The following is a 22,816-nucleotide window of genomic DNA, read 5'->3' as shown; positions in this document are numbered from 1 at the left end:
AAACGCCCGGTTACATTCCGAACCCGGAAGCTAAGCCTTACAGCGCCGATGGTACTGCAGGGGGGACCCTGTGGGAGAGTAGGACACCGCCGAACTAATTGTGGGAAAGCCCCGCACCTCATGGTGCGGGGCTTTCTGCGTTCAAGGGGCGGCGGCCTTCCCGCAAGGATCAGGACGGATCAGAGTCGGCCCGCCGCCTTCAACGCCAGGTATGCGTCCGCCAGCGCCGGCGCCAGATCGTCCGGGGTCGCGTCCACGACCGTGACACCGTGGCGGCGCAGCTGCTCGGCCGTGCGCGCGCGCTCCGCCTGGGCCTGGGCGGCCGCGGCGGCGTCGTACACCGCATCCGTGCTGCCCCGAGCGGTCGCCATGCGGGCGATGTACGGGTCGGCGACGGAGGCCAGCAGCACCGTGTGACGTTGGGTGAGGCGAGACAGTACGGGAAGAAGGCCCTCCTCGACGGGGGCCGCGTCCAGAGTGGTCAGGAGCACGATCAAGGACCTGCGCGGTGCCGTGCGCAGTGCGATGGCCGTGAGGCCCCGGGCGTCCGTCTCGACGAGTTCCGGCTCCAGCGTCGCCATCGCGTCGACCAGTGAGGGCAGGACTTCACGCGCGGCGCGGCCCTGCACCAGGGCACGCACCCGGCAGTCGTAGGCGAGCAGGTCGACGCGGTCGCCGGCCCGGGACGCCAGGGCGGCGAGCAGGAGTGCCGCGTCCATGGACGCATCCAGGCGCGGTGTGTCGCCGACACGTCCGGCGGAGGTGCGGCCCGTGTCCAGGACGAGGAGGATGTGGCGGTCGCGTTCGGGGCGCCAGGTGCGCACCGCGACCGTGCTCTGGCGGGCTGTCGCGCGCCAGTCGATGGAGCGTGTGTCGTCCCCGGGGACGTATTCGCGCAGGCTGTCGAACTCCGTGCCCTCGCCACGGGTGAGCAGGCTGGTGCGGCCGTCGAGTTCCCGAAGACGGGCCAGCTTGGAGGGAAGGTGCTTGCGGCTGGCGAAGGCGGGCAGCACCCGTACCGTCCACGGGACCTTGTGGGTGCCCTGGCGCGAGAAGAGCCCGAGCGGCCCGAAGGAACGGATCGTGACGCGGTCCGCGTGGCGGTCGCCGCGGCGGGTGGGGCGCAGACGGGTGGTCAGACGGCGGCGCTCACCCGCAGGGACCGTCAGGTGGTGGCGTGACGCGGCCACTTCGGTGCCGGGCAGCCAACTGCTCGGCGGCCAGGCGTCGCGGAGCTGGGCGCGCAGCGGCCGCCCGGAGGGGTTGGTGACGGTCAGTGTCACGTCGGCCGCCTCGCCCAGGCGCACGGAGGTGTCGCCGGAGCGGGTCAGACCCAGTCGGCGTACGGGTGCCGCGAGCGCGAAGTCGCAGGCGCATGCCAGGGCGAGTGTGCCGTTGACGGCGAGGACACCCGTCCAACCGGGCGCCCAGATGCCGACGGGGAGGGTGCCGAGTGCCGCGAGGAGCGCGGCGCGTCCGGTGAGCGCCATCAGCGGGGGACGGGGACGTGGGCGAGGATCGCGTTGATGACGGAGTCGGCGGTGACGCCCTCCATCTCTGCCTCGGGGCGGAGCTGGACCCGGTGACGGAGCGTCGGGAGAGCCAGCGCCTTCACGTCGTCCGGGATGACGTAGTCGCGGCCGGTCAGCCACGCCCAGGCGCGGGCCGTGGCGAGCAGGGCCGTGGCGCCGCGGGGTGACACGCCGAGCGTGAGCGACGGGGATTCGCGGGTGGCGCGGCAGATGTCCACGACGTAGCCGGTGATCTCGGGGGAGACCGTCGTCTTGGCGACCGCGGCGCGCGCGGCCTCGAGGTCGGCGGGACCTGCCACCGGTCGCACGCCGGCGGCGCGCAGGTCGCGTGGGTCGAAGCCCCCGGCATGCCGGGTGAGGACGTCGATCTCGTCCTGGCGGGAGGGGAGAGGGATCGTCAGCTTGAGGAGGAAGCGGTCCAGTTGGGCTTCGGGGAGGGGATAGGTGCCCTCGTACTCCACCGGGTTCTGTGTGGCGGCGACCAGGAACGGCTCGGGCAGGGGACGCGGGGTGCCGTCGACGGTGACCTGGCGTTCCTCCATGGCTTCGAGGAGGGACGACTGCGTCTTGGGCGGGGTCCGGTTGATCTCGTCCGCGAGGAGCAGATGGGTGAAGACCGGGCCGGGCTGGAAGGAGAACTCGGCGGTCCGCGCGTCGTAGACGAGAGAGCCCGTGACGTCGCTGGGCATCAGGTCGGGGGTGAACTGGACGCGTTTCGTGTCGAGTTCGAGCGCGGATGCCAGGGCGCGGACGAGCAGCGTCTTGGCGACGCCGGGGACGCCTTCCAGCAGCACGTGGCCCCGGCACAGCAGGGCGACGACGAGGCCGGTCACGGCGGGGTCCTGGCCGACCACGGCTTTGGCGATCTCGGCGCGCAGGGCCTCCAGGGAGGCGCGGGCGGCGCCCGGGTCCCCGGTGTGCCCGGCGTTGTCAGTGGTCGGGTCCATCATGGACGGCGTACCTCTCTTTCGAGGGCGTCGAGTTGGTCGGCGAGGGCGATCAGGGCCGCGTCGTCGCCGGGTGGCGGGCCGAAGAGGAGAGCGTGCAGGGACCGTCCGTCGGCGCGGAGGTGGGCGGACAGCACGGGGAGCAGGGCCTCGGGTGTGTGCGCCTGAGGGGCGGGGACGCCGATGAGGGGAGCGAGGCGCGTGCGGCTGGCGGTGCGGAGTGCGGCGGCGGCGCGGTCGCGTGCGGTGGCCTTGCGGTAGAGGCGGGCGCGGCCTTCGACGGTTTCGGAGGCGCGGATCGCGACGGGGAGTCGTTCGGGTACGAGGGGGCCGAGACGGCGTGCCCGCCACAGGGCTGCCAGGGCCGCGGCGACGAAGAGCTGGAGGGTGCCCCAGAGCCAGCCGGAGGGAAGCAGGTCGAGCAGTCCCTGCCCGCCCGAGTCGGTGGCCGTGGCGTCGGAGAGCGAGGGGAGGTACCAGACCAGGTGGGTGCGGGAGCCGAGCAGTTGCAGGGCGAGCGACGCGTTGCCGTGCTCGTCGAGGCGGTCGTTGTACAGGATGTCGGGCGCGCCGAGGACGACGGTGTCACCGGGCCCGGAGGCGGCCGGGACGCGCACCAGGGTGGGCAGACCGTCGCTCGGGTAGCAGGTGTCGGCGCGGGTGTCGCTCGTGAGGTAGCGGATCCCGCCCGTGTCGGCGCTGCCGGCCCGGCGGGCCGCGGGCAGGGCGCAGGAGGGGTCCAGGAGCGAGTCGTAGCTGATGGCGGGGTCGGCGGACACTCCGTGGGCGAGGATGCCGAGCGATGCGCGGGGCGTGACCAGCACGGTCCGGCCGCCGGATCTCCGCGTCGCCTCGCGCACCAGCTGCTGCTGGCCGCGGGTCAGCAGATCGGGCACGGCGATCAGGAGGGTGGTGTCCGGTCCGGCCGACGTGCGCGCCTCGTCGAGGGTGGTGACCACGTCGGTGGACACGCCCCGGTCGGCGAGGAGCTCGGCGACGGCCCGGCTGCCGTACGGGTCGGCGGAGCGCGGGTCCAGGCGACCGTGCTGGGCGCCGGAGCGGATGACGGCGATCGCGACCGCGCCGATCAGAAGGACCACGACGCCCAGTGCGACACCCCGTGTCCGGGTCCACACCTGGCGCGCGGTGGGCGAAGCCGATGTGGACGCGGACGTGGCCTCGGCGGTCATCCGGTGGCTCCCCCGTGCGGTCCCAGTGCCGCGGTGCGGACACTGTCGGCCGTCTGCGGCCTGGCGCGCTCCAGATCCTCGTCGAGCGAGGCGAGCCGGCGGTACGTCGCCTCGCCCGCGACGCGGCCACCGTATGTGACGTCGTCGAAGTCCCGGGCGGCGGCGCGCAGCCGGTCCGCGTGGTCGGGCAGGGCGCGGCCGGCTTCGGAGGCGGCCTCGTCCGCTGTGCGGCCGGGGCGTACGTCGAGGAGGGCGCGCTCCTCCAGGGAGCGGACGACGGCCCGCATGCGTTCCTGGACGGCTTGGCTCCAGTGGCCCTGGGCGGCGTGCGCCTCTGCCGCCGCCCGGTGTTCGGCGGCGCTGCGCGGACGGTCGTCGAAGAGTGCCGCGGACGAGGTGGCCGTCCGGCGCGGGGTGCCCAGGCGCCACCACAGGGCGCCGACGAGCGCCAGGACCACCAGCACGATGACCAGGAGCCCGAGCCAGCCGCCGGGCGTCGCGGTCGATGCCGCGCCGAAGAGACCGTCGACCCAGTTCCAGAAGGCGTTCAGGGCGCGCTGCAGCGGGCTCGGGTCGTTCTCGTGGTACATCCGCTTGGACAGCTCACGCCGGGCCGCCTCCCGGGCCGGATCCCGGGAGACGGTCACCGGTGGTTCGTCCCCCGAGCGCCACAGCAGCGGTACGGCTCTCAGCCTTCCCCCCGTCAGGCTCACCGCATCAGCTCCCCGGGACGGTGCCGCGGTCGTCGGAGCCGTGGCCCGGGACGCCGGCGGCGCGGGCCAGGTCGAGGTCGAGGGCCTCGCGGCGGATGCGCTGGTCGATGTAGAGCAGCACGGTCACGCCGGCCGTGACGGGGAAGGTGAGCATGCGTGCGATCACCGAGCCGATCCCGCTGACGATGAGGAACGTCCAGCCGGGGCTGCCGGTGCCGTTGACGAGGCTGGAGAAGCCGCCGTCGCTGAAGGCTCCGGCGAGGATGGCGAAGGGGATCACGACGATCCACCCGATGATGATCGCGATGACCTGTGCGAGTGCCTGGATGCCGAAGACCCGCCACCACGAGCCGCGCACCAGCTTGGCGGAGCGCTTCATGGACGTGCCGATGCCCTGCTTCTCCAGCATCAGCGCGGGCGAGGCCAGCGAGAATCTGACCAGGATCCACACGGCGGCGACGCCGCCGCCGAGACCGCCGAGGACCGCCAGCGGGGCGCCCGCGCGGGGCGAGCCGGACAGGGCGATGAGGATGCCGGGAAGCGTGCCCCCGGCCACGAGCGCGGCGCCCATGAGCACCAGCAGGAACGTGAGACCGAACAGCCTCGGCATCTGAGGGCGGGCGTCGCGCCACGCCTCGGCGGTGCTCACCGACCTGCCGAGAACGGCCCGGCTGGTGACGGTCGTGAGCAGGCCCGTCGCCACGACGGTCCCCAGCAGGACGATCACGGAGACGGCGCCGGTGCTCAGCGTCACGTCGCCCAGGGCGCGGCCCACCTCGCGCGCGGAGGCGCTGGGATCGTTGAGCGTCTGCGTGCTGGCGCTGTCGTCGAGGACGAACCCCTGGATCAGGATGACGAAGATCTCCGTGAAGACCGCGACCGCCAGCGAGACGCCGAGGACCGTGCGCCAGTGGGCGCGCATGGTGGAGACGGCGCCGTCGAGGATCTCGCCGACGCCGAGGGGGCGCAGCGGGATCACGCCGGGCTTCGCGGCGGGCGGCGGGCCCCAGTTGCCGCCCGCGCCCCAGGGCCCGCCGTAGCCCTGGCCCGGGCCGCCCCAGCCGCCGCCGGGGCCTCCGTATCCGCCGGGGCCGACCGGGCCGGCCGGAGGACGCCCGCCCCAGCCCGGGCCGGGTGGTGGCGGTGGTGGGGCCTGCTCGGGACCCTGGGGGTGAGGAGCGGTCCACTGCCCGGGCGGGGGCTGCTCCTTGGACCATGTGCTGGGCGGCTGCGGCTGACCGGCACCGCCACGGTCCGAGGGCTGCTCCGGGGACTGTGCGCCGGAGGTTCCCGGCTGCTGCCCGTCGGAGGGGGCAGATCCGGGCGAGGCCCAGCCCGGAGTGTCGTTCATCATCGCTCCTTCACGGTGCCCGTCCGCGGTCGCGGCGGCGAGTTGGCAGCCATCGTGCCACGCTGCGTCCCCAGGGGGACCGGGGGCGGTGCGGGCTGCACGCCTTCAATTGTCGGCCCGGGAGGGGGCAGACTGACCGCATGGCTGATCAGTACGCGCAATCCGGCGAGGACCACCAGTCGGCGGGGATACGCGCCATTCGCTGGGACGAACCGCCCGAAGGGCCTGTGCTGGTCCTTCTCGACCAAAGGAGGCTGCCGGCCGAGGAGGTCGAGCTCGTGTGCACGGACGCGCCCGCGCTGGTGGACGCGATCCGCACGCTGGCCGTGCGCGGTGCGCCGCTGCTCGGGATCGCCGGCGCGTACGGCGTCGCGCTCGCCGCCCTGCGCGGCTTCGAGGTGGAGGAGGCGGCGGCCGCTCTGGAGGCTGCTCGGCCCACCGCGGTGAACCTGGCCGTGGGCGTGCGCAGGGCGAGGACCGCGTACCGGGCCGCGCTCGCCGACGGCGGCGACGAGCAGCGGGCCGCGGGGGCGGCGCTCGCCGCGGCGCGGGAGCTGCACCGGGAGGACGCCGAGGCCAGCGCCCGGATGGCGCGGCACGGTCTCGCACTGCTGGACGAGTTGCTGCCCGGCGGTGGGCACCGGATACTCACTCACTGCAACACCGGGGCGCTGGTGTCCGGCGGGGAGGGCACGGCGTTCGCGGTGGCGCTGGCGGCGCACCGGATGGGGCGGCTGCGCAGGCTGTGGGTGGACGAGACGCGGCCGTTGCTGCAGGGTGCTCGGTTGACGGCGTACGAGGCGGCCCGCAACGGGGTGGCCTACACGCTGCTCACGGACAACGCGGCGGGCTCCCTGTTCGCCGCGGGCGAGGTGGACGCGGTGCTGATCGGGGCGGACCGGATCGCGGCCGACGGGTCGGTGGCGAACAAGGTGGGCAGCTATCCGCTCGCGGTGCTGGCCAGGTACCACCATGTGCCGTTCATCGTGGTGGCGCCGGTGACCACGGTGGATCCGGACACCCCGGACGGAGCGTCCATCGAGGTCGAGCAGCGGCCGGGCCACGAGGTGACGGAGGTGACGGCCCCCCGGGCGCCGCTGCCGGCGGCGGGAACGGAAGCGGGAGGCGGGATACCGGTGGCACCCCTGGGAACACAGGCGTACAACCCTGCGTTCGACGTGACGCCGCCGGAACTGGTGACGGCGATCGTCACCGAGGAGGGAGTCGCCTCCCCCGTGACAGCCGAGGCCCTCGCCGCGCTGTGTGACAGGTCACGCCAGGTAACGATTTAGCTAATGGGATGATGTCGTTTATGAAGGGACGAGTCCTTGTCGTCGACGACGACAGCGCACTGGCCGAGATGCTCGGCATCGTGCTGCGCGGTGAAGGTTTTGAGCCGTCTTTCGTAGCCGACGGTGACAAGGCGCTGGCCGCCTTCCGCGAGACCAAGCCCGACCTGGTGCTGCTCGACCTGATGCTGCCCGGCCGGGACGGCATAGAGGTCTGCCGCCTGATCAGGGCGGAGTCCGGCGTGCCGATCGTGATGCTGACGGCGAAGAGCGACACCGTGGACGTGGTGGTCGGCCTGGAGTCGGGCGCGGACGACTACATCGTGAAGCCGTTCAAGCCGAAGGAGCTCGTGGCCCGCATCCGGGCGCGGCTGCGGAGGTCGGAGGAGCCGGCGCCCGAGCAGCTCGCCATCGGCGACCTCGTCATCGACGTGGCCGGTCACTCGGTGAAGCGGGACGGGCAGTCGATCGCGCTGACGCCGCTCGAGTTCGACCTGCTGGTGGCGCTGGCGCGCAAGCCGTGGCAGGTGTTCACCCGCGAGGTGCTGCTGGAGCAGGTCTGGGGCTACCGCCACGCCGCGGACACCCGCCTCGTCAATGTTCACGTCCAGCGGCTGCGGTCCAAGGTCGAGAAGGACCCGGAGCGCCCCGAGATCGTCGTGACCGTCCGTGGCGTCGGCTACAAGGCCGGACCCAGCTGACGTGGCCCGGGACAGTGCCGCTTCGGGCCCCGGCCGGCCCGGGGCCCGCCCGGGGCGGCCTGTCGGACTGAGGACGACGGGCACCGGGTGGGAAGGGCTCTTCGAGGGCGGACTGCTCCAGGGCGGGGTCCAGGGCAGCCCGGTCCTCCGGCTCGTCATGCGCTGGGTGCGCCGTCCGCTGCTGCCCGTGATGCGGCTGTGGCGGCGCAACATCCAGCTCAAGATCGTCGCCACGACCCTGCTGATGTCGCTGGGCGTGGTACTGCTGCTGGGCTTCGTGGTCATCGGCCAGGTGCGCAACGGCCTGCTGGACGCCAAGGTGAAGGCGTCGCAGAGCCAGGCCGTCGGAGGCTTCACGGTCGCCGGGCAGAAGGCCGACAGCGCGGCCAGCGCGAGCGGCGGGGACGACAACGCGGGCACGGGCGGCAATCCCGTGCAGAACGTCCGGGGATGGATGAGCGACCTCGTCGAGTCGCTCTCCAGCGGTGGCCAGGGCGCCTTCGACGTGGTCACGCTCAGCACCACCGCCGCGGACAACGACAACCGCGGCCTGGGGCCGCGCGCGTCGGGCGGCGTCGATCCGAGCCCGAGCGTGCCCGAGGCCCTGCGCAAGCGCCTGGACGCCGGCCTGGGCGTGGCCCAGAGCTACACCCGCATCGTCTACACCGACACCGGCCGCCAGCCACAGCCGGCGCTGATCATCGGCAAGCAGATCAACGACCCGAACGGGGACCCGTACCAGCTGTACTTCCTCTTCCCGCTCACCCAGGAGGAGAAGTCGCTCAGCCTGGTCAAGGGGACGCTCGCGACGGCCGGGCTGTTCGTCGTCGTCCTCCTGGGTGCCATCGCCTGGCTGGTGGTGCGCCAGGTCGTCACACCGGTGCGGATGGCCGCGGGCATCGCCGAACGGCTCTCCGCCGGGCGTCTGCAGGAACGCATGAAGGTCACCGGCGAGGACGACATCGCACGCCTGGGTGAGGCGTTCAACAAGATGGCGCAGAACCTGCAGCTCAAGATCCAGCAGCTGGAGGACCTGTCCCGGATGCAGCGGCGGTTCGTCTCGGACGTGTCCCACGAGCTGCGGACGCCCCTGACGACCGTGCGAATGGCGGCCGACGTCATCCACGAGGCGCGCGCGGACTTCGACCCGGTCACGGCGCGCTCCGCGGAACTGCTCGCCGACCAGCTGGACCGTTTCGAGTCGCTGCTCGCCGACCTGCTGGAGATCAGCCGCTTCGACGCGGGCGCGGCGGCGCTGGAGGCGGAGCCGATCGATCTGCGCGACGTCGTACGGCGGGTCGTCAGCGGTGCCGAGCCGCTCGCCGAGCGCAAGGGCACGCGGGTACGTGTCGTCGGCGACCAGCAGCCCGTCGTCGCCGAGGCGGACGCCCGACGGGTCGAGCGGGTGCTGCGCAACCTCGTCGTCAACGCCGTGGAGCACGGCGAGGGCAAGGACGTGGTGGTCAGGCTCGCGGCGGCGGGCGGCGCGGTCGCCGTCGCGGTGCGCGACTACGGCGTGGGGCTCAAGCCCGGCGAGGCGACCCGGGTCTTCAGCCGATTCTGGCGGGCGGACCCGGCACGCGCGCGGACCACGGGCGGTACGGGCCTCGGGCTGTCGATCGCCCTGGAGGACGCCCGGCTGCACGGCGGCTGGCTACAGGCGTGGGGCGAACCGGGGGGCGGGTCGCAGTTCCGGCTGACACTGCCGCGGACCGCCGACGAGCCGCTGCGCGGTTCGCCGATACCGCTGGAGCCCAAGGACTCACGGCGCAACCGCGGGCTGAACGACGCCGGGCTGAACGACTCCGGACTGGACGGCTCCGGGCTGCCGCGGGGCGGCTCCGGGAAGCAGGCCGTGGTGCCCGGCCAGGCCACGCGGGAAAGCGTGCCGTCGGCCGCCCCGATCGCGCCGCGGCACGCCCCGGCGACGCCCACGGCCGACCCGACCGCGCTGCCCGGCAGCGGCGCGCGCGTGGTACCCCGGCAGGTCGGGCGGTCGCGGCGGCAGGACGACAGCACTCCGCGGCCGTCACAGGACGGCGGCGGGCCGGACGAGCGGGAGCAAGGGGAGGCAGTCGGTGGGCGCTGAGGGGGGCGGGCGACGGCGTGCGCTGCGCGTCGGGGCCGCCATCGGCTGTGGCGCCGTGCTGCTGGCGGGCTGCGCCTCGATGCCGGACAGCGGTGACCTGCGGGGGGTCGAGTCCACGCCCCGGCAGGACGCCCAGGTGCGCGTCTTCGCGATGCCGCCGCGCGAGAACGCCGTTCCCGCGGAGATCGTGCAGGGCTTCCTCGAGGCGCTGACCAGCGACGACCCGCAGTACGAGACGGCGCGCAAATATCTGACCGCCGGCGCCTCGCGCGCGTGGAACCCGGATCGGTCCACCACGGTCCTCTCCGACGGACCGAACCCCGTCGCCGCGCGTGCCGCGGTGGGCCGGCAGGCGGGCGACGAGGACGCCTACACGTACACGCTGACGGGCACCAGGCTCGCGGTCGTGGACGCGCAGCACGCGTACGCGCCGGACGCGGGGACGTACAGCAGGACCGTGCATCTCACGCTGGAGAAGAAGACCAACCAGTGGCGGATCGACGCGCTGCCGCAGGGCGTGGTGATGGGCAGGTCCGACTTCCAGCGCAACTACGTGTCGGTCAACAAGTACTACTTCGCGACGAGCGCCCCCACCGCTGCCGGCGGTCGGCTGAGCACGGTCGCGGACCCGGTGTACGTGCGCAGCAAAGTGGACCCCGTGACCTCCACGGTCCGCGCCCTGCTGAAGGGCCCCACCCGCTGGCTGGACCCGGTGGCGACATCCAGCTTCCCGCCGGGCACGGCGCTCGGGAAGGACGTCACCTCCCTGTCGCCCGACGACCAGAACAAGCTGTCGGTGCCGCTCAACGACAAGGCCGACCGGGTCGGCCGGACACAGTGCGCCAGGATGGCGGCGCAGTTGCTGTTCACCCTCCAGGGCCTGACCCCCACAGGCGTGAGCCAGGTCGAGCTGCAGCGGTCGAACGGCAGCAAACTGTGCGATCTGAACGAGGAACGGGCCGAGATCATCGCGGCACGCGGCACGGGCACGCGGCCCGAGTACGAGTACTTCATCGACGGCAGGCAGCGGCTCGTCCGCCTGCCGAGCAACAGCAGTGCCACCGAGCCCGAACCGGTGCCGGGTGCGCTCGGCGACGGGATCAAGAGGCTGCGTGCCGCGGCCGTCTCCCGTGACGAGGACAAGGCGGCCGGCGTCTCGGTGGACGGGCGGTTCCTGTACGTCGGGTCGCTGGTGTCCGGCGCCTCGGTCGGGGACGCGGTGCTGACCAGCGGGGGAGCGTCGGCGGACGACCGGCTGACGACGCCGAGCTGGGACGGCGCGGGCGACCTGTGGGTGGCCGACCGCGATCCCGGGCACCCCCGGCTGCTCCTGCTCCAGAAGGGCGCGGGCGAGCCCGCGGAGGTCCGCACGCCGAGCCTCGACGGGCGCGTGGACGCGGTGCGGGTGGCCGCCGACGGAGTACGGATCGCGCTGATCGTGGAGAAGGACGGCAAGACGTCCCTGCGGATCGGGCGCGTGCAGCGGGACGGCGGGACCGGCGGGCGGCCCGGTGTGTCGATCCTCGGACTGCATTCGGTGACGCCGCAGCTGGAGGAGGTCACCGCCATGTCGTGGGCGGGCGACAGCCGGCTCGTGCTGGTCGGGAGTGAGGCCGGTGGGGTGCAGCAGATCCGCTATGTGCAGGTCGACGGTTCCACGCCGACGGGCAATCCGCCGACGTCGCTGACCGGCGTGAAGCAGATCGCGGCGTCGGAGGACGAGCGGCTGCCGCTGGTGGCCTACTCGGAGGACGGGATCGTGCGGCTGTCGACCGGGGCGCAGTGGCAGAAGGTGGTCAAGGCGGGGACGGCCCCGGTCTACCCGGGGTGAGCACCCTCGGGCGTGGCCCGACGGCGGGTCCCGGGCCGACGTGGGGACCCGTCGGCCGGGGGACGGTGCGGGCGGCCCTTCTGTCCGCCCTGGACGAGCGGTGAGTGGCCGTCCGGCGGCGGTCCCGACGTTGTCCACAGGGCTGGCGGGTCGTCGCGGGCCCCGGCACAGTGGTGGACATGCGGGGATGGTGGCAGGACCTCACCGACCTGGTGCTGCCGGCCGCGTGCGGAGGCTGCGGGAGGCCGCGCACGGTGCTCTGCCCGGAGTGCCGCGCCGCTCTCCACGCCACCGCACCGCGCCGGGTGCGACCGGCGCCGGAGCCGGCGGGCCTGCCCGCGGTGCACGCCGCCGCGCCGTACGAAGGTGCCGTGCGCTCCGTGCTCCTGGCCCACAAGGAGCGGGGCGCGCTGACGCTCGTGCGTCCGCTGGGTACGGCTCTGGCCGGCGCCGTGCGGGCGGGGCTCGGTGAGGCGGCGGCCGACGGGACCGGTGCCGGCCGGACGCCCGTGCCGTTCCCGCGGCCGGTGCTGCTCGTGCCCGTCCCCTCCTCGCGGCGGGCCGTGCGGGCCCGGGGGCACGATCCCACCCGGCGGATCGCGCTCGCGGCCGCGGGAGGGCTGCGCCGCGCCGGGACGGCGGCCCGGGTGGCGGCCGTGCTGCGGCAGCGGCGGGCCGTGGCCGACCAGTCGGGGCTCGACTCCGGTCAGCGGTTCGCCAATCTCGCGGGCGCGCTGGAGGTGGCCGCGGGGTGCGCCCCGCTGCTGGCCGGCGGGCGGGTCGTCCTCGTGGACGACCTGATGACGACGGGTGCCTCACTGGCGGAGGCGGCCCGTGCGGTGCGGGCCGCGCTCTCGGACCCGGGCACGGCGGGCGTGGGGACGGCGGATACGGAGGTGTGTGCCGGCGCGGCCGGGGAAGCCGCGGGGGAACGGAGGACGGAGCGGGGGACGGCACCGGTGCACGGTTCCCGGGCGCCGCACGGGACGGCCGCCGGGACCGGCCCCGGACACGGCGTTCGGGCGGCGGTGGTCGCCGCGTCGCCGGTCTCCTTCGGAGCGAATCGGAACTGACCGCGGAGTCGGGTCGTTGCAGGTAATGAGCAGGTCAATTCGCCTGAACGGAGGTACACGGCGGTAGAGGGTGACGACATCAGCCCCGGCGAGATATGTTCGGTTGTGAGGGAAAGGCGCAGGCCATCCCCCTCATGTTCCAGTGCCCTGCCGCGGGTTCGGCTTTCTCACCCGTAGTGGTGGGGTGGCGAGCCCGCCCGCGGGGGAGGAGGAGGTGGAAGTCACCGAGTCCGAGGTTCCGGGGCTCACCGGAGCCTGGTGCACAAGGGAGATGCTCCGCCAGGGATGCGGAGCGATCCGGGAACGGAGTTCTGCGTGGACATCGTCGTCAAGGGCCGCAAGACCGAGGTGCCTGAGCGGTTCCGGAAGCACGTGGCCGAGAAGCTGAAGCTGGACAAGATCCAGAAGCTCGACGGCAAGGTGATCAGCCTCGACGTCGAGGTGTCCAAGGAGCCCAACCCCCGACAGGCCGACCGTTCCGACCGAGTGGAGATCACCCTCCGCTCCCGCGGTCCGGTGATCCGGGCGGAGGCAGCGGCCAGCGATCCGTACGCGGCACTCGACCTGGCGGCGGAGAAGCTCGAGGCGCGGCTGCGCAAGCAGCACGACAAGCGCCACACCCGCCGTGGGACCCGCAGGATCTCGGCCGCCGAGGTGCCCAACCACGTCCCGGGCGCCGCGACGCTCAACGGCAACGGCGGCGTCGTCTCGGAAGCGGAACCGGAAGGAGTGCCGACCAAGAAGATCGGCCCCATCGAGGTGAAGGGCGAAGGGCCTCTCGTCGTCCGGGAGAAGACCCACGCCGCGTCCCCGATGTCGCTCGACCAGGCGCTTTATGAGATGGAGCTGGTCGGGCACGATTTCTATCTGTTCGTCGACTCCGAGACCAAGCAACCCAGCGTCGTCTACCGCCGGCACGCCTACGACTACGGTGTCATCCACCTCAGCACGGACCAGATGGTGGCCGAGGCAGCCCCATCGGCCAGCGCGAACGGAGCGGCCGGCGGCTGACCCCGCCGGGTGATCGCTGTATCCGGTGCCCCTGGTGAGCCCGTGCGCCCCCAGGGGCACCAGCGTGCGACCACTTCGCCCCATGCTCTGTCACCTGACTGTCGCCTCGGCATGGAATCATGGCCACAACGGCTCAACCGGTGGGCCGTTGCCTTGGGTTGGCGATGGCTCGGGACCACAGGCCACAGCCTTCAGGGGGAGGAACGATGGCGGACAGCTTCGGACCGATGCGTGATGAGGATGCCGACGACGGCGTCGTCGGCATGGGCCCGGAGGCGGGCTCACCACGCAAGGAGCCCATCCGTGTCCTCGTCGTGGACGACCACGCCCTCTTCCGGCGCGGCCTGGAGATCGTGCTCGCCGCCGAGGAGGACATCCAGGTCGTCGGTGAGGCCGGGGACGGGGCGGAGGCCGTCGACAAGGCGGCCGATCTGCTGCCCGACATCGTGCTGATGGACGTACGGATGCCCAAGCGGGGCGGGATCGAGGCGTGCACCTCCATCAAGGAGGTGGCGCCCAGCGCGAAGATCATCATGCTGACCATCAGCGACGAGGAGGCCGACCTCTACGACGCGATCAAGGCCGGCGCCACCGGGTACCTCCTCAAGGAGATCTCCACGGACGAGGTCGCCACGGCCATTCGCGCCGTCGCCGACGGGCAGTCGCAGATCAGTCCCTCCATGGCGTCCAAACTCCTCACCGAGTTCAAGTCGATGATCCAGCGGACCGATGAGCGCCGACTGGTTCCCGCGCCGCGGCTCACCGACCGGGAGCTGGAGGTCCTCAAGCTCGTCGCCACCGGGATGAACAACCGGGACATCGCCAAGGAGCTGTTCATCTCCGAGAACACCGTGAAGAACCATGTGCGCAACATCCTGGAGAAGCTGCAACTGCACTCCAGGATGGAAGCGGTGGTCTACGCGATGCGGGAGAAGATCCTCGAGATCCGCTAGCGGGACGGGCCCGGCTGAGGGTCCGAAGGTCAGCCCAGGGCGCGGGCCAGCTCCCGGACCAACGGCTCGCGCAGGGCCGGGGCGTCCACCCGCTCCACGCGTACGTTCGTGCAGTCCACCCAGGCCGCCGCCTCCACCAGTGCCTGCGCCACTGCCGGAACCGCCTTGGAGCCGTCCAGGGCGACCTGCCTGGCGACCAGCGTGCGGCCCTCGCGCGCGGGGTCCACGCGGCCGACCAGGCGGCCGCCGGCCAGGACCGGCATCGCGAAGTAGCCGTACACCCGCTTGGGCTTGGGGACGTACGCCTCCAGCCGGTGCGTGAAACCGAAGATCCGCTCCGTGCGCGCCCGCTCCCAGATCAGGGAGTCGAACGGCGACAGGAGCGTCGTACGGTGGCGGCCGCGCGGTGGGGTCCGCAGGGCCTCGGGGTCCGCCCACGCGGGCTTGCCCCAGCCCTCGACCGTCACCGGGACCAGCCCCGAGTCCGCGATCACCGCCTCGACCTGCTCGCCCTTGAGGCGGTGGTAGTCCGCGATGTCCGCGCGCGTGCCCACACCGAGGGACTGGCCGGCGAGGCGGACGAGACGGCGCAGGCACTCGGCGTCGTCCAGGTCGTCGTGGAGCAGCTCCGGGGGAACGGCACGCTCGGCGAGGTCGTACACCCGCTTCCAGCCCCGGCGTTCGACGCACACCACCTCGCCGTACATCAGCGCGCGTTCCACGGCGACCTTGGTGCCGGACCAGTCCCACCACTCGCTGGTCTTCTTTGCGCCGCCCAAGTCCGTGGCGGTCAGGGGGCCTTCCGCGCGCAGCTGCTTGACGACCTGGTCGTAGACCCCGTCCGGGAGCGGGTGGTTCCAGTGCGGGCGGGAGCGGTAGGAGCGGCGGCGGAAGGCGAAGTGCGGCCACTCCTCGATGGGGAGGATGCAGGCGGCGTGGGACCAGTACTCGAACGCGTGGGGGGCCGGGTCGGCGCCGCCCGACGCCGTCCAGTACGCCGAGTCGACCGCCTTGCGGCCTATCCCGCCCAGGCGGGCGTACGGGATGAGTTCGTGGGAGCGGGCGAGGACCGAGATGGTGTCGAGCTGGACCGCGCCGAGGTGGCGGAGCACGCCGCGCACGCCGGCCCTGCGGTCGGGGGCGCCGAGGAGGCCCTGGGCCCGCAGGGCGATACGGCGGGCCTCGTCGGCGGACAGTTCGGTGGCGGGAGGCGGGAGACTCGGCATGCTGACACCGTAGGGGGTGGCACTGACATTGATGCTGATACTCAGGTTCCGGTGGCCGACCGGCGCGGGAGAGGGCGGGCGCTGGACGGGGCGGGTGTAGGACGGCGGGCGCGGGCCGGCGGGCGCGGGCCGCTACGGACGGGCCGGCAGGTACGGCGCCGTCGACGGCAGGCCCAGGTCCGACGGCAGCAGGGAGCCCACCCAGCAGTCCCGGCGCGCCCCCTTGTTGTTGATCGCGGAGCGCAGCGTGCCCTCGAGGACGAATCCCGCGCGTTCCGCGACCGCGCGGGAGCCTGCGTTGCCCACCTCGGCGCGCCACTCCACACGGTCGATGGACATCCGGGTGAAGGCCCAGCGGCACGCGGCCAGCGTCGCCTCCGTGGTGTAGCCGCTGCCCCGGTGTTCCTTCGTCGCCCAGAAGCCCACCTCGGCGACGCCCAGCGAGCGCATCGTCAGGCCGAGCATGCCTGCCAGCTCCCCGGAGGGGAGGAACACGCCGAAGGTGAACATCGACGCGTCCGCCCAGCCGTCGGGCACCATCTGGCGGACGAACCCCTCCGCGTGCTCGCGCAGATACGGGGACGGGATCGTGGTCCAGCGCTGGATGTCGGGGTCCTGGGCGGCTTCGTACACCGCTTCGATGTCCGACGGGCTCACGGTGCGCAGCAGGAGACGGTCGGTGGTCAGGGTGACGGGGTCCATCGACCGATTCTGCTCGGCCGCCCGCCGCGATGCCATGACTTTTCCCGCCGTGCCGCGTCGTCACCCGCTCGCCCCACCGGGCGTCGTGTCGCTGCGTGAGATCCTCGTGACAATTCGTAGCGCCTCCGCGGCACCTTCCGCGACGCCCGTCCGTTGTCCTGGTGGCTGTCCATGGCAGACCTCCCGGCGTGGCGGGGTCCTCGCTTACGATGGCCGTTGCTCAAGCTGTCATACGTAACCGACCGTCCCAGGCCCGAACGGCAAGGAGACAAACCCCCGTGTCCGTCCTCTCGAAGATCATGCGTGCAGGCGAAGGCAAGATCCTGCGCAGGCTGCACCGCATCGCGGACCAGGTCAACTCCATCGAAGAGGACTTCATCGACCTCTCCGACGCCGAGCTGCGGGCCCTCACCGACGAGTACAAGCAGCGGTACGCGGACGGCGAGAGCCTGGACGACCTGCTCCCCGAGGCCTTCGCCACCGTGCGCGAGGCCGCCAAGCGTGTCCTCGGCCAGCGGCACTACGACGTGCAGATGATGGGTGGCGCCGCACTGCATCTCGGCTATGTCGCCGAGATGAAGACCGGTGAGGGCAAGACCCTGGTCGGCACGCTGCCCGCGTATCTGAACGCCATTTCCGGAGACGGCGTCCACATCATCACGGTCAACGACTACCTGGCCGAGCGCGACTCCGAGATGATGGGCCGCATCCACAGGTTCCTCGGCCTGAGCGTCGGCTGCATCCTGGCCAACATGACGCCGGCCGAGCGCCGCGAGCAGTACGCCTGCGACATCACCTACGGCACGAACAACGAATTCGGCTTCGACTACCTCCGCGACAACATGGCGTGGTCGAAGGACGAACTGGTCCAGCGCGGCCACAACTTCGCCATCGTCGACGAGGTCGACTCCATCCTCATCGACGAGGCCCGTACGCCGCTGATCATCTCCGGCCCGGCCGACCAGGCCACCAAGTGGTACGGCGACTTCGCCAAGCTGGTCACGCGCCTCAAGCGCGGCGAGGCGGGCAACCCGCTGAAGGGCGTCGAGGAGACCGGCGACTACGACGTCGACGAGAAGAAGCGCACGGTCGCCATCCACGAGTCCGGCGTCTCCAAGGTCGAGGACTGGCTGGGCATCGACAACCTCTACGAGTCGGTGAACACCCCGCTGGTGGGTTACCTGAACAACGCGATCAAGGCCAAGGAGCTCTTCAAGCGCGACAAGGACTACGTCGTCATCGACGGCGAGGTCATGATCGTCGACGAGCACACGGGCCGTATCCTCGCCGGCCGCCGCTACAACGAGGGCATGCACCAGGCGATCGAGGCCAAGGAGGGGGTGGACATCAAGGACGAGAACCAGACGCTCGCCACGATCACCCTCCAGAACTTCTTCCGCCTCTACAAGAAGCTCTCCGGCATGACCGGTACGGCGATGACCGAGGCCGCCGAGTTCCACCAGATCTACAAGCTCGGCGTGGTCCCGATCCCGACCAACAGGCCGATGGTCCGCAAGGACCAGTCGGACCTGATCTACCGCACCGAGGTCGCCAAGTTCGAGGCCGTCGTCGACGACATCGCCGAGAAGCACGAGAAGGGCCAGCCCATCCTCGTCGGCACCACGTCGGTCGAGAAGTCCGAGTACCTGTCCCAGCAGCTGAGCAAGCGCGGTATCCAGCACGAGGTGCTGAACGCGAAGCAGCACGACCGCGAGGCGGTGATCGTCGCCCAGGCCGGCCGCAGGGGCGCCGTCACCGTCGCCACGAACATGGCCGGCCGTGGTACGGACATCAAGCTCGGCGGCAACCCCGAGGACCTGGCCGAGGCCGAGCTGCGCCAGCGTGGGCTCGACCCCGAGGAGCACATCGAGGAGTGGGCCGGGGCGCTGCCCGCCGCCCTGGAGAAGGCCGAGCAGGCGGTCAAGGCCGAGAAGGACGACGTCGAGGCGCTGGGCGGCCTCTACGTCCTGGGCACCGAGCGCCACGAGTCGCGCCGTATCGACAACCAGCTGCGCGGCCGCTCCGGCCGCCAGGGCGACCCCGGCGAGTCCCGTTTCTACCTCTCCCTGGGCGACGACCTGATGCGCCTGTTCAAGGCCCAGATGGTCGAGCGTGTGATGTCGATGGCGAACGTCCCCGACGACGTGCCGATCGAGAACAAGATGGTCACGCGCGCGATCGCGTCCGCCCAGTCCCAGGTGGAGACGCAGAACTTCGAGACCCGGAAGAACGTCCTCAAGTACGACGAGGTCCTCAACCGGCAGCGCGAGGTCATCTACGGCGAGCGGCGCCGCGTCCTGGAGGGCGAGGACCTGCAGGAGCAGATCCAGCACTTCATGGACGACACGATCGACGCCTACGTCGCCGCCGAGACCTCCGAGGGCTTCGCCGAGGAGTGGGACCTGGACCGGCTGTGGGGCGCCTTCAAGCAGCTCTACCCGGTGCGGGTCACCATCGAGGAGCTGGAGGACGCGGCCGGCGACCGGGCCGGGCTGACCGCCGAGTTCATCGCCGAGTCCGTCAAGGACGACATCCACGAGCAGTACGAGCAGCGTGAGGGGCAGCTCGGCTCGGAGATCATGCGCGAGCTGGAGCGCCGGGTCGTGCTGTCGGTCCTGGACCGCAAGTGGCGCGAGCACCTCTACGAGATGGACTACCTCCAGGAGGGCATCGGCCTGCGCGCGATGGCGCAGAAGGACCCGCTGGTCGAGTACCAGCGCGAGGGCTTCGACATGTTCACCGCGATGATGGAGGGCATCAAGGAGGAGTCCGTCGGCTATCTGTTCAACCTGGAGGTCCAGGTCGAGCAGCAGGTCGAGGAGGTCCCCGTCGAGGACGCCAAGCCGTCTCTGGAGAAGGAGGAGGCGGTGGCGGCGCAGGCGGCCCGCCCGGAGATCCGGGCCAAGGGTCTCGACGCCCCGCAGCGCCGCGAGCGGCTGCACTTCTCCGCGCCGACCGTGGACGGCGAGGGCGGCATCGTCGAGGGCGACTTCACCACCGACGGTGAGCCGGTGCGTTCGGAGGCGGACGGCCTCACGCGCGCGGAGCGCCGCAAGCAGGCGAAGGGCGGACGCCGCCGCAAGAAGTGAGGCCGTCGCAAGAAGTGACGGTGACGCCGGCGGCGACGCCGTCGTGAGGGGCCGGGCACCCGGGTGGGTGCCCGGCCCCTCTGCGTGGTCGCCGTCGCCAATGGTCGCCGTCGGCAATGGTCGTCGGCCGGCGTCAGTCGTCGTCCGTGCGGGGCGCCCGGGGCCCGCCCATTTCCACGGCCGTGCACCGCCAGCGGTGGTCGGGACCGCACTCCAGGCGGAACGCCATCGCGCGCAGCTGGTCGCCGGCGCCGATGCGGGCGAACGCCTCGACGGCGCCCGGACGCGGAACGTAGTAGCCGATGTCGCGGACGACCGGACGCGCTCCGCGGGTGCGCAGCGGGCCGCGTTCGGCGAGCCGGGCCAGCTGGTCGTAGGCCCGGCCGGCGGTGTGGCCGAGCATGCTGTGCACCGGGCGCTGACCGCTCAGCACGGACAGGAGGCGGTCGGCGAAGACGTCGGTGGGGCGCGGCCGCGCCACCGGCGCGGTACGTCTCGGCACGCCGGGGGCCGTCACGCGGGCGGTGCCACGGTCCGGTGCCGTACGGCGGGGACCGCCGCCCGGACGCCGGGTGTCGTGGCGGACCGGCGGACGCCCGCCCGGCTGGCGCCTTCCCGCGGTCGTCGCCCTGTTCCTGGTCATCACCTTGTTCATGGGGGTCCCCGTTTCGCCGGACCGGCCGATACCGGTCGGTAACTCATCGGTGGGGATCTTGTACGAGGCAGCAGACCGAGCCCGCAAGGAAGCCGGGTCCGTGTCGCAGCCGCGGGAGGGTTCACCTATCAGCGTGAGCCGGGTGCCGCGAATCCATGGGGCGGCGGGGGCGTACCGGGTGATCCGCGGGCGTCCCCGTTGACGCCGTCGAGGGCGGTGCGGGGGACCCGAAGGGGGACGGCCGCACGTATCCTGGGGTGACTCGCCGGAGGCGCGGGAACCATCTCCGGGGGCCTTCACAGGGCCTTCACAGGGCCTTCCCGGGCCGTCCGGCCGCCCGACCGACTACGAAAGCGGCTCGTCATGCGCGTCTACGTTCCCCTGACCCTCCCCGGACTCGCCGAGGCGTACAAGACGGGCGAGCTGGGCGCGGGACCGGTCGTCGCGTACGCCGTCACGCCCGCGCTGCGCGAGTGGTACCTCTCCGACGACATCGAGGAACTGGAGTACGCGGCCCTGAGCCGGGCGGCGCTGGCCTCGCTGCGGCTGCTCGCGGCGGACCCCGAGGCGCCCCGGCGGCGGATCGTCGTCGCGGCCGACGTGCCGGACGGCACGGCGATGGCCGACCCGGACCGGGGCCTGGATCCGGCGGCGCTCGGCGAGGTGCGCGTCGCCGGGGCCGTGCCGCTGGCCAAGGCGGCCGCGGTGCACGTGGACGCGGCGGACGCGGAAGCGGACGTGACCGCGGCGGCCGGGGCGCTGGAGGCGGCGGACCGCGGGGACGACGACGCGCAGTTCGTCGTGGACGGCGCCGAGGACCACGAACTGCTGTGGTACGCGACGCAGGAGATCCCGAACCTGGTCGGGCTGGGCGGGTGACCGACCGGGCGCTGCCGGTGCGGCGACCGCGCGACCGGTTCCCGGTACCGAGCCATCGGTGATTGTCGGTGGCGGCGGGTACGTTTTCTGGCATGGGGACGTACGGAAACGCGCACATCGTCTGGGACTGGAACGGGACGCTGTTCCATGACAATGACGCGATCATCGGGGCGACGAACGCGGCGTTCGCCGAGCTGGGGCTGGAGCCGCTCACGCTGGAGCGGTACCGGGCGCTGTACTGCGTGCCGGTGCCGAAGTTCTACGAGCGGCTGATGGGGCGGCTGCCGACGGACGCCGAGTGGGAGGTCATGGACGAGACCTTCCACCGGTACTACGCGGAACACCGGCTCACCTGCGGGCTCACCACGGGCGCGACCGAGCTGCTGGCGGAGTGGCGGTCGGAGGGCCGCAGCCAGTCGCTCCTGAGCATGTACGTGCACGAGGAACTCGTCCCGCTGGTGCGGGGGTTCGGGATCGAGACCCATTTCCTCCGGGTGGAGGGACGTACCGGTCCCTCGGGCGGCAGCAAGGCCGAGCACATGGTCCGGCACATACGCGCGCTCGTCGGCGTGGAGCCGTCCCGCACGGTGGTGATCGGGGATGCCGCGGACGACGCGGTCGCAGCCCGGCACGTCGGCGCTCGGGCTGTCCTGTACACCGGCGGCTCCCACAGCCGGGCGAGCCTGGAGGAGGTCGGCGTACCGGTGGTCGACACGCTGGAGGAAGCGGTCGCGGAGGCCGAGCGGCTGGCGGCGTAGCGGGCGTGGGGGCACCCGGGTGCGGCGCCCCGGGGGGACGCCGCACGGTGCCGGAGGCGCCGTCGTCAGGTCACGGGTGCCTTGGACCGCAGGACGGTCAGGAACTCGCGCATCCAGCTGGAGTGGTCCGGCCAGGCGCGGGAGGAGACCAGGGTGCCGTCGACGACCGCCTCGGCGTCCTGGAAGGTGGCCCCGGCCGCCTGCATGTCCAGCTCCAGAGCAGGGTACGCCGTGACGCGCCGCCCCCGGAGGGCGTCGGCCGCGGCCGTGAGCAGGGGGCCGTGGCAGATCTGGGCGACCGGCTTGTCGGCGTCGAAGAACGACTTGAGGATCTTGCGGAGCTCCGGGTCGTTGCGCAGATACTCCGGGGCGCGTCCCCCGGGGATGACGACGGCGACGTACTCACCGGGGTCGACCTCGGAGAAGGCCAGGTCGGCGGGCCAGGTGTAGCCGGGTTTCTCGGTGTAGGTGTCGAAGCCGGGTTCGAAGTCGTGGACGACGAAGCGGAGCTTCTTGCGGGAGGGGGCCGCGATGTGGACCTCGTAGCCCTCCTCGCGCAGGCGCTGGTAGGGGTAGAGGACCTCCAGTGATTCCGCCGCGTCGCCGGTGACGATCAAAATCTTCTGCGCCATGTTCGCCGGGCTCTCCTCGATCGTGCGGTCGGGGTGCTTCAGGCAACGTGCCTGACGCCGGGGCCCTTGCCAAGGGGCCGCGCGCCGATCGTGCGGCGATGCTCCCATCGAGTGCCCCGCACAGCCGGGCCCCCGGTGCTCCTGTGCATAACGTCAAAGTTCGACCCCCGGTTTTGTACACATACGGCTCATGAC

At 72.2% G+C, this 22,816-nt stretch carries 19 protein-coding genes and 1 rRNA gene; 11 read left to right on the top strand and 9 right to left on the bottom strand.

The window, feature by feature from the left end; translation table 11 throughout:
- Window positions 1–95: ribosomal RNA gene (rrf, locus tag ACFYMU_RS19930) — 5S ribosomal RNA — on the top strand; the annotation flags it as partial.
- A gap of 84 nt (window positions 96–179) precedes the next feature.
- On the opposite strand, the gene ACFYMU_RS19925 is transcribed toward rrf, so the two are convergent.
- From ACFYMU_RS19925 to ACFYMU_RS19905, 5 genes are read right to left on the bottom strand one after another with little or no spacing between them, the layout of a single operon-like run.
- Window positions 180–1,490, bottom strand: a complete 1,311-nt coding sequence (locus ACFYMU_RS19925) for a DUF58 domain-containing protein (protein ID WP_388374539.1) — start codon at window positions 1,488–1,490, stop codon at window positions 180–182.
- Window positions 1,490–2,479: an AAA family ATPase gene (locus ACFYMU_RS19920; protein WP_388374537.1), complete on the bottom strand. Its 990-nt coding sequence runs from the start codon at window positions 2,477–2,479 to the stop codon at window positions 1,490–1,492. Before ACFYMU_RS19920 ends, ACFYMU_RS19925 begins: the two co-directional genes overlap by 1 nt.
- Window positions 2,479–3,669: a DUF4350 domain-containing protein gene (locus ACFYMU_RS19915; RefSeq protein ID WP_388374535.1), complete on the bottom strand. Its 1,191-nt coding sequence runs from the start codon at window positions 3,667–3,669 to the stop codon at window positions 2,479–2,481. Before ACFYMU_RS19915 ends, ACFYMU_RS19920 begins: the two co-directional genes overlap by 1 nt.
- Window positions 3,666–4,382 carry a DUF4129 domain-containing protein gene (locus ACFYMU_RS19910; protein WP_388374533.1) on the bottom strand — a complete coding sequence of 239 codons (717 nt, stop codon included), beginning with the start codon at window positions 4,380–4,382 and terminating at the stop codon, window positions 3,666–3,668. Before ACFYMU_RS19910 ends, ACFYMU_RS19915 begins: the two co-directional genes overlap by 4 nt.
- A 4-nt stretch (window positions 4,383–4,386) precedes the next feature.
- Entirely contained in the window at window positions 4,387–5,733 is a 1,347-nt protein-coding gene (locus ACFYMU_RS19905; RefSeq protein WP_388374531.1) for a hypothetical protein, read from the bottom strand.
- Window positions 5,734–5,873: 140 nt separating this feature from the next.
- Between ACFYMU_RS19905 and mtnA the strand changes: the two genes are divergently transcribed.
- The 7 genes from mtnA to ACFYMU_RS19870 all read left to right on the top strand — a co-directional run bounded on the left by mtnA (window position 5,874) and on the right by ACFYMU_RS19870 (window position 14,680).
- Window positions 5,874–7,025 (top strand): S-methyl-5-thioribose-1-phosphate isomerase, encoded by a 1,152-nt coding sequence (mtnA, locus tag ACFYMU_RS19900; protein ID WP_388374529.1) that lies wholly within the window; start codon window positions 5,874–5,876, stop codon window positions 7,023–7,025.
- 8 nt (window positions 7,026–7,033) lie between these two features.
- Complete coding sequence (mtrA, locus tag ACFYMU_RS19895) at window positions 7,034–7,723, top strand: two-component system response regulator MtrA (RefSeq protein ID WP_198948386.1); 690 nt, start codon at window positions 7,034–7,036, stop codon at window positions 7,721–7,723.
- A 1-nt stretch (window position 7,724) separates the two neighbouring features.
- Window positions 7,725–9,812, top strand: a complete 2,088-nt coding sequence (gene mtrB, locus ACFYMU_RS19890) for an MtrAB system histidine kinase MtrB (protein WP_388374526.1) — start codon at window positions 7,725–7,727, stop codon at window positions 9,810–9,812.
- Window positions 9,802–11,643, top strand: coding sequence for an LpqB family beta-propeller domain-containing protein (locus ACFYMU_RS19885; RefSeq protein WP_388374524.1), 1,842 nt, complete (start codon window positions 9,802–9,804; stop codon window positions 11,641–11,643). Before mtrB ends, ACFYMU_RS19885 begins: the two co-directional genes overlap by 11 nt.
- A gap of 179 nt (window positions 11,644–11,822) precedes the next feature.
- Complete coding sequence (locus tag ACFYMU_RS19880; RefSeq protein WP_388374522.1) at window positions 11,823–12,716, top strand: ComF family protein; 894 nt, start codon at window positions 11,823–11,825, stop codon at window positions 12,714–12,716.
- 315 nt (window positions 12,717–13,031) lie between these two features.
- Entirely contained in the window at window positions 13,032–13,727 is a 696-nt protein-coding gene (gene hpf, locus ACFYMU_RS19875; RefSeq protein WP_388374520.1) for a ribosome hibernation-promoting factor, HPF/YfiA family, read from the top strand.
- A 206-nt stretch (window positions 13,728–13,933) separates the two neighbouring features.
- Window positions 13,934–14,680: a response regulator gene (locus ACFYMU_RS19870; RefSeq protein ID WP_388374518.1), complete on the top strand. Its 747-nt coding sequence runs from the start codon at window positions 13,934–13,936 to the stop codon at window positions 14,678–14,680.
- A 29-nt stretch (window positions 14,681–14,709) separates the two neighbouring features.
- Here ACFYMU_RS19870 and ACFYMU_RS19865 read toward each other — a convergent pair whose 3' ends face one another.
- Window positions 14,710–15,906, bottom strand: coding sequence for a winged helix-turn-helix domain-containing protein (locus tag ACFYMU_RS19865; RefSeq protein ID WP_388374516.1), 1,197 nt, complete (start codon window positions 15,904–15,906; stop codon window positions 14,710–14,712).
- Between the two features lie 132 nt (window positions 15,907–16,038).
- On the bottom strand, window positions 16,039–16,608 hold the full coding sequence (locus tag ACFYMU_RS19860) for a GNAT family N-acetyltransferase (protein ID WP_388374514.1): 570 nt from the start codon (window positions 16,606–16,608) through the stop codon (window positions 16,039–16,041).
- Window positions 16,609–16,886: 278 nt separating this feature from the next.
- Between ACFYMU_RS19860 and secA the strand changes: the two genes are divergently transcribed.
- Window positions 16,887–19,697, top strand: a complete 2,811-nt coding sequence (gene secA / locus ACFYMU_RS19855; RefSeq protein ID WP_388374512.1) for a preprotein translocase subunit SecA — start codon at window positions 16,887–16,889, stop codon at window positions 19,695–19,697.
- Between the two features lie 133 nt (window positions 19,698–19,830).
- Here the strand turns inward: secA and ACFYMU_RS19850 are convergent, their stop codons facing one another.
- Complete coding sequence (locus ACFYMU_RS19850; RefSeq protein ID WP_388374510.1) at window positions 19,831–20,352, bottom strand: Rv3235 family protein; 522 nt, start codon at window positions 20,350–20,352, stop codon at window positions 19,831–19,833.
- 363 nt (window positions 20,353–20,715) lie between these two features.
- Here ACFYMU_RS19850 and ACFYMU_RS19845 point away from each other — a divergent pair, with 363 nt between their 5' ends.
- Both ACFYMU_RS19845 and ACFYMU_RS19840 read left to right on the top strand, forming a co-directional pair.
- Entirely contained in the window at window positions 20,716–21,231 is a 516-nt protein-coding gene (locus tag ACFYMU_RS19845; RefSeq protein WP_388374508.1) for a DUF6912 family protein, read from the top strand.
- Between the two features lie 92 nt (window positions 21,232–21,323).
- Window positions 21,324–21,989, top strand: a complete 666-nt coding sequence (locus ACFYMU_RS19840; RefSeq protein ID WP_388374506.1) for an HAD family hydrolase — start codon at window positions 21,324–21,326, stop codon at window positions 21,987–21,989.
- Window positions 21,990–22,054: 65 nt separating this feature from the next.
- Here ACFYMU_RS19840 and ACFYMU_RS19835 read toward each other — a convergent pair whose 3' ends face one another.
- The gene (locus ACFYMU_RS19835; RefSeq protein WP_388374504.1) at window positions 22,055–22,621 is read right to left on the bottom strand and encodes a DJ-1/PfpI family protein; all 567 of its coding nucleotides are present in this window, start codon (window positions 22,619–22,621) and stop codon (window positions 22,055–22,057) included.
- Window positions 22,622–22,816 lie beyond the last annotated feature (195 nt).

Origin of the sequence: Streptomyces sp. NPDC007264, from assembly GCF_042869095.1 — a bacterium.
Classification (GTDB): Bacteria; Actinomycetota; Actinomycetes; order Streptomycetales; family Streptomycetaceae; genus Streptomyces.
This window is presented reverse-complemented; position numbering and strand designations above follow the sequence as displayed.

Excerpts from the sequence above, each read along its gene's own strand:
- ACFYMU_RS19870 (WP_388374518.1), top strand. The coding sequence starts at position 13,934 with ATGGCGGACAGCTTCGGACCGATGCGTGATGAGGATGCCGACGACGGC.
- ACFYMU_RS19850 (WP_388374510.1), bottom strand. The coding sequence starts at position 20,352 with ATGAACAAGGTGATGACCAGGAACAGGGCGACGACCGCGGGAAGGCGC.
- ACFYMU_RS19865 (WP_388374516.1), bottom strand. The coding sequence starts at position 15,906 with ATGCCGAGTCTCCCGCCTCCCGCCACCGAACTGTCCGCCGACGAGGCC.
- ACFYMU_RS19925 (WP_388374539.1), bottom strand. The coding sequence starts at position 1,490 with ATGGCGCTCACCGGACGCGCCGCGCTCCTCGCGGCACTCGGCACCCTC.
- ACFYMU_RS19920 (WP_388374537.1), bottom strand. The coding sequence starts at position 2,479 with ATGGACCCGACCACTGACAACGCCGGGCACACCGGGGACCCGGGCGCC.
- ACFYMU_RS19880 (WP_388374522.1), top strand. The coding sequence starts at position 11,823 with ATGCGGGGATGGTGGCAGGACCTCACCGACCTGGTGCTGCCGGCCGCG.
- ACFYMU_RS19860 (WP_388374514.1), bottom strand. The coding sequence starts at position 16,608 with ATGGACCCCGTCACCCTGACCACCGACCGTCTCCTGCTGCGCACCGTG.
- ACFYMU_RS19835 (WP_388374504.1), bottom strand. The coding sequence starts at position 22,621 with ATGGCGCAGAAGATTTTGATCGTCACCGGCGACGCGGCGGAATCACTG.
- ACFYMU_RS19915 (WP_388374535.1), bottom strand. The coding sequence starts at position 3,669 with ATGACCGCCGAGGCCACGTCCGCGTCCACATCGGCTTCGCCCACCGCG.
- ACFYMU_RS19845 (WP_388374508.1), top strand. The coding sequence starts at position 20,716 with ATGCGCGTCTACGTTCCCCTGACCCTCCCCGGACTCGCCGAGGCGTAC.
- ACFYMU_RS19840 (WP_388374506.1), top strand. The coding sequence starts at position 21,324 with ATGGGGACGTACGGAAACGCGCACATCGTCTGGGACTGGAACGGGACG.
- mtnA (WP_388374529.1), top strand. The coding sequence starts at position 5,874 with ATGGCTGATCAGTACGCGCAATCCGGCGAGGACCACCAGTCGGCGGGG.
- ACFYMU_RS19905 (WP_388374531.1), bottom strand. The coding sequence starts at position 5,733 with ATGAACGACACTCCGGGCTGGGCCTCGCCCGGATCTGCCCCCTCCGAC.
- mtrA (WP_198948386.1), top strand. The coding sequence starts at position 7,034 with ATGATGTCGTTTATGAAGGGACGAGTCCTTGTCGTCGACGACGACAGC.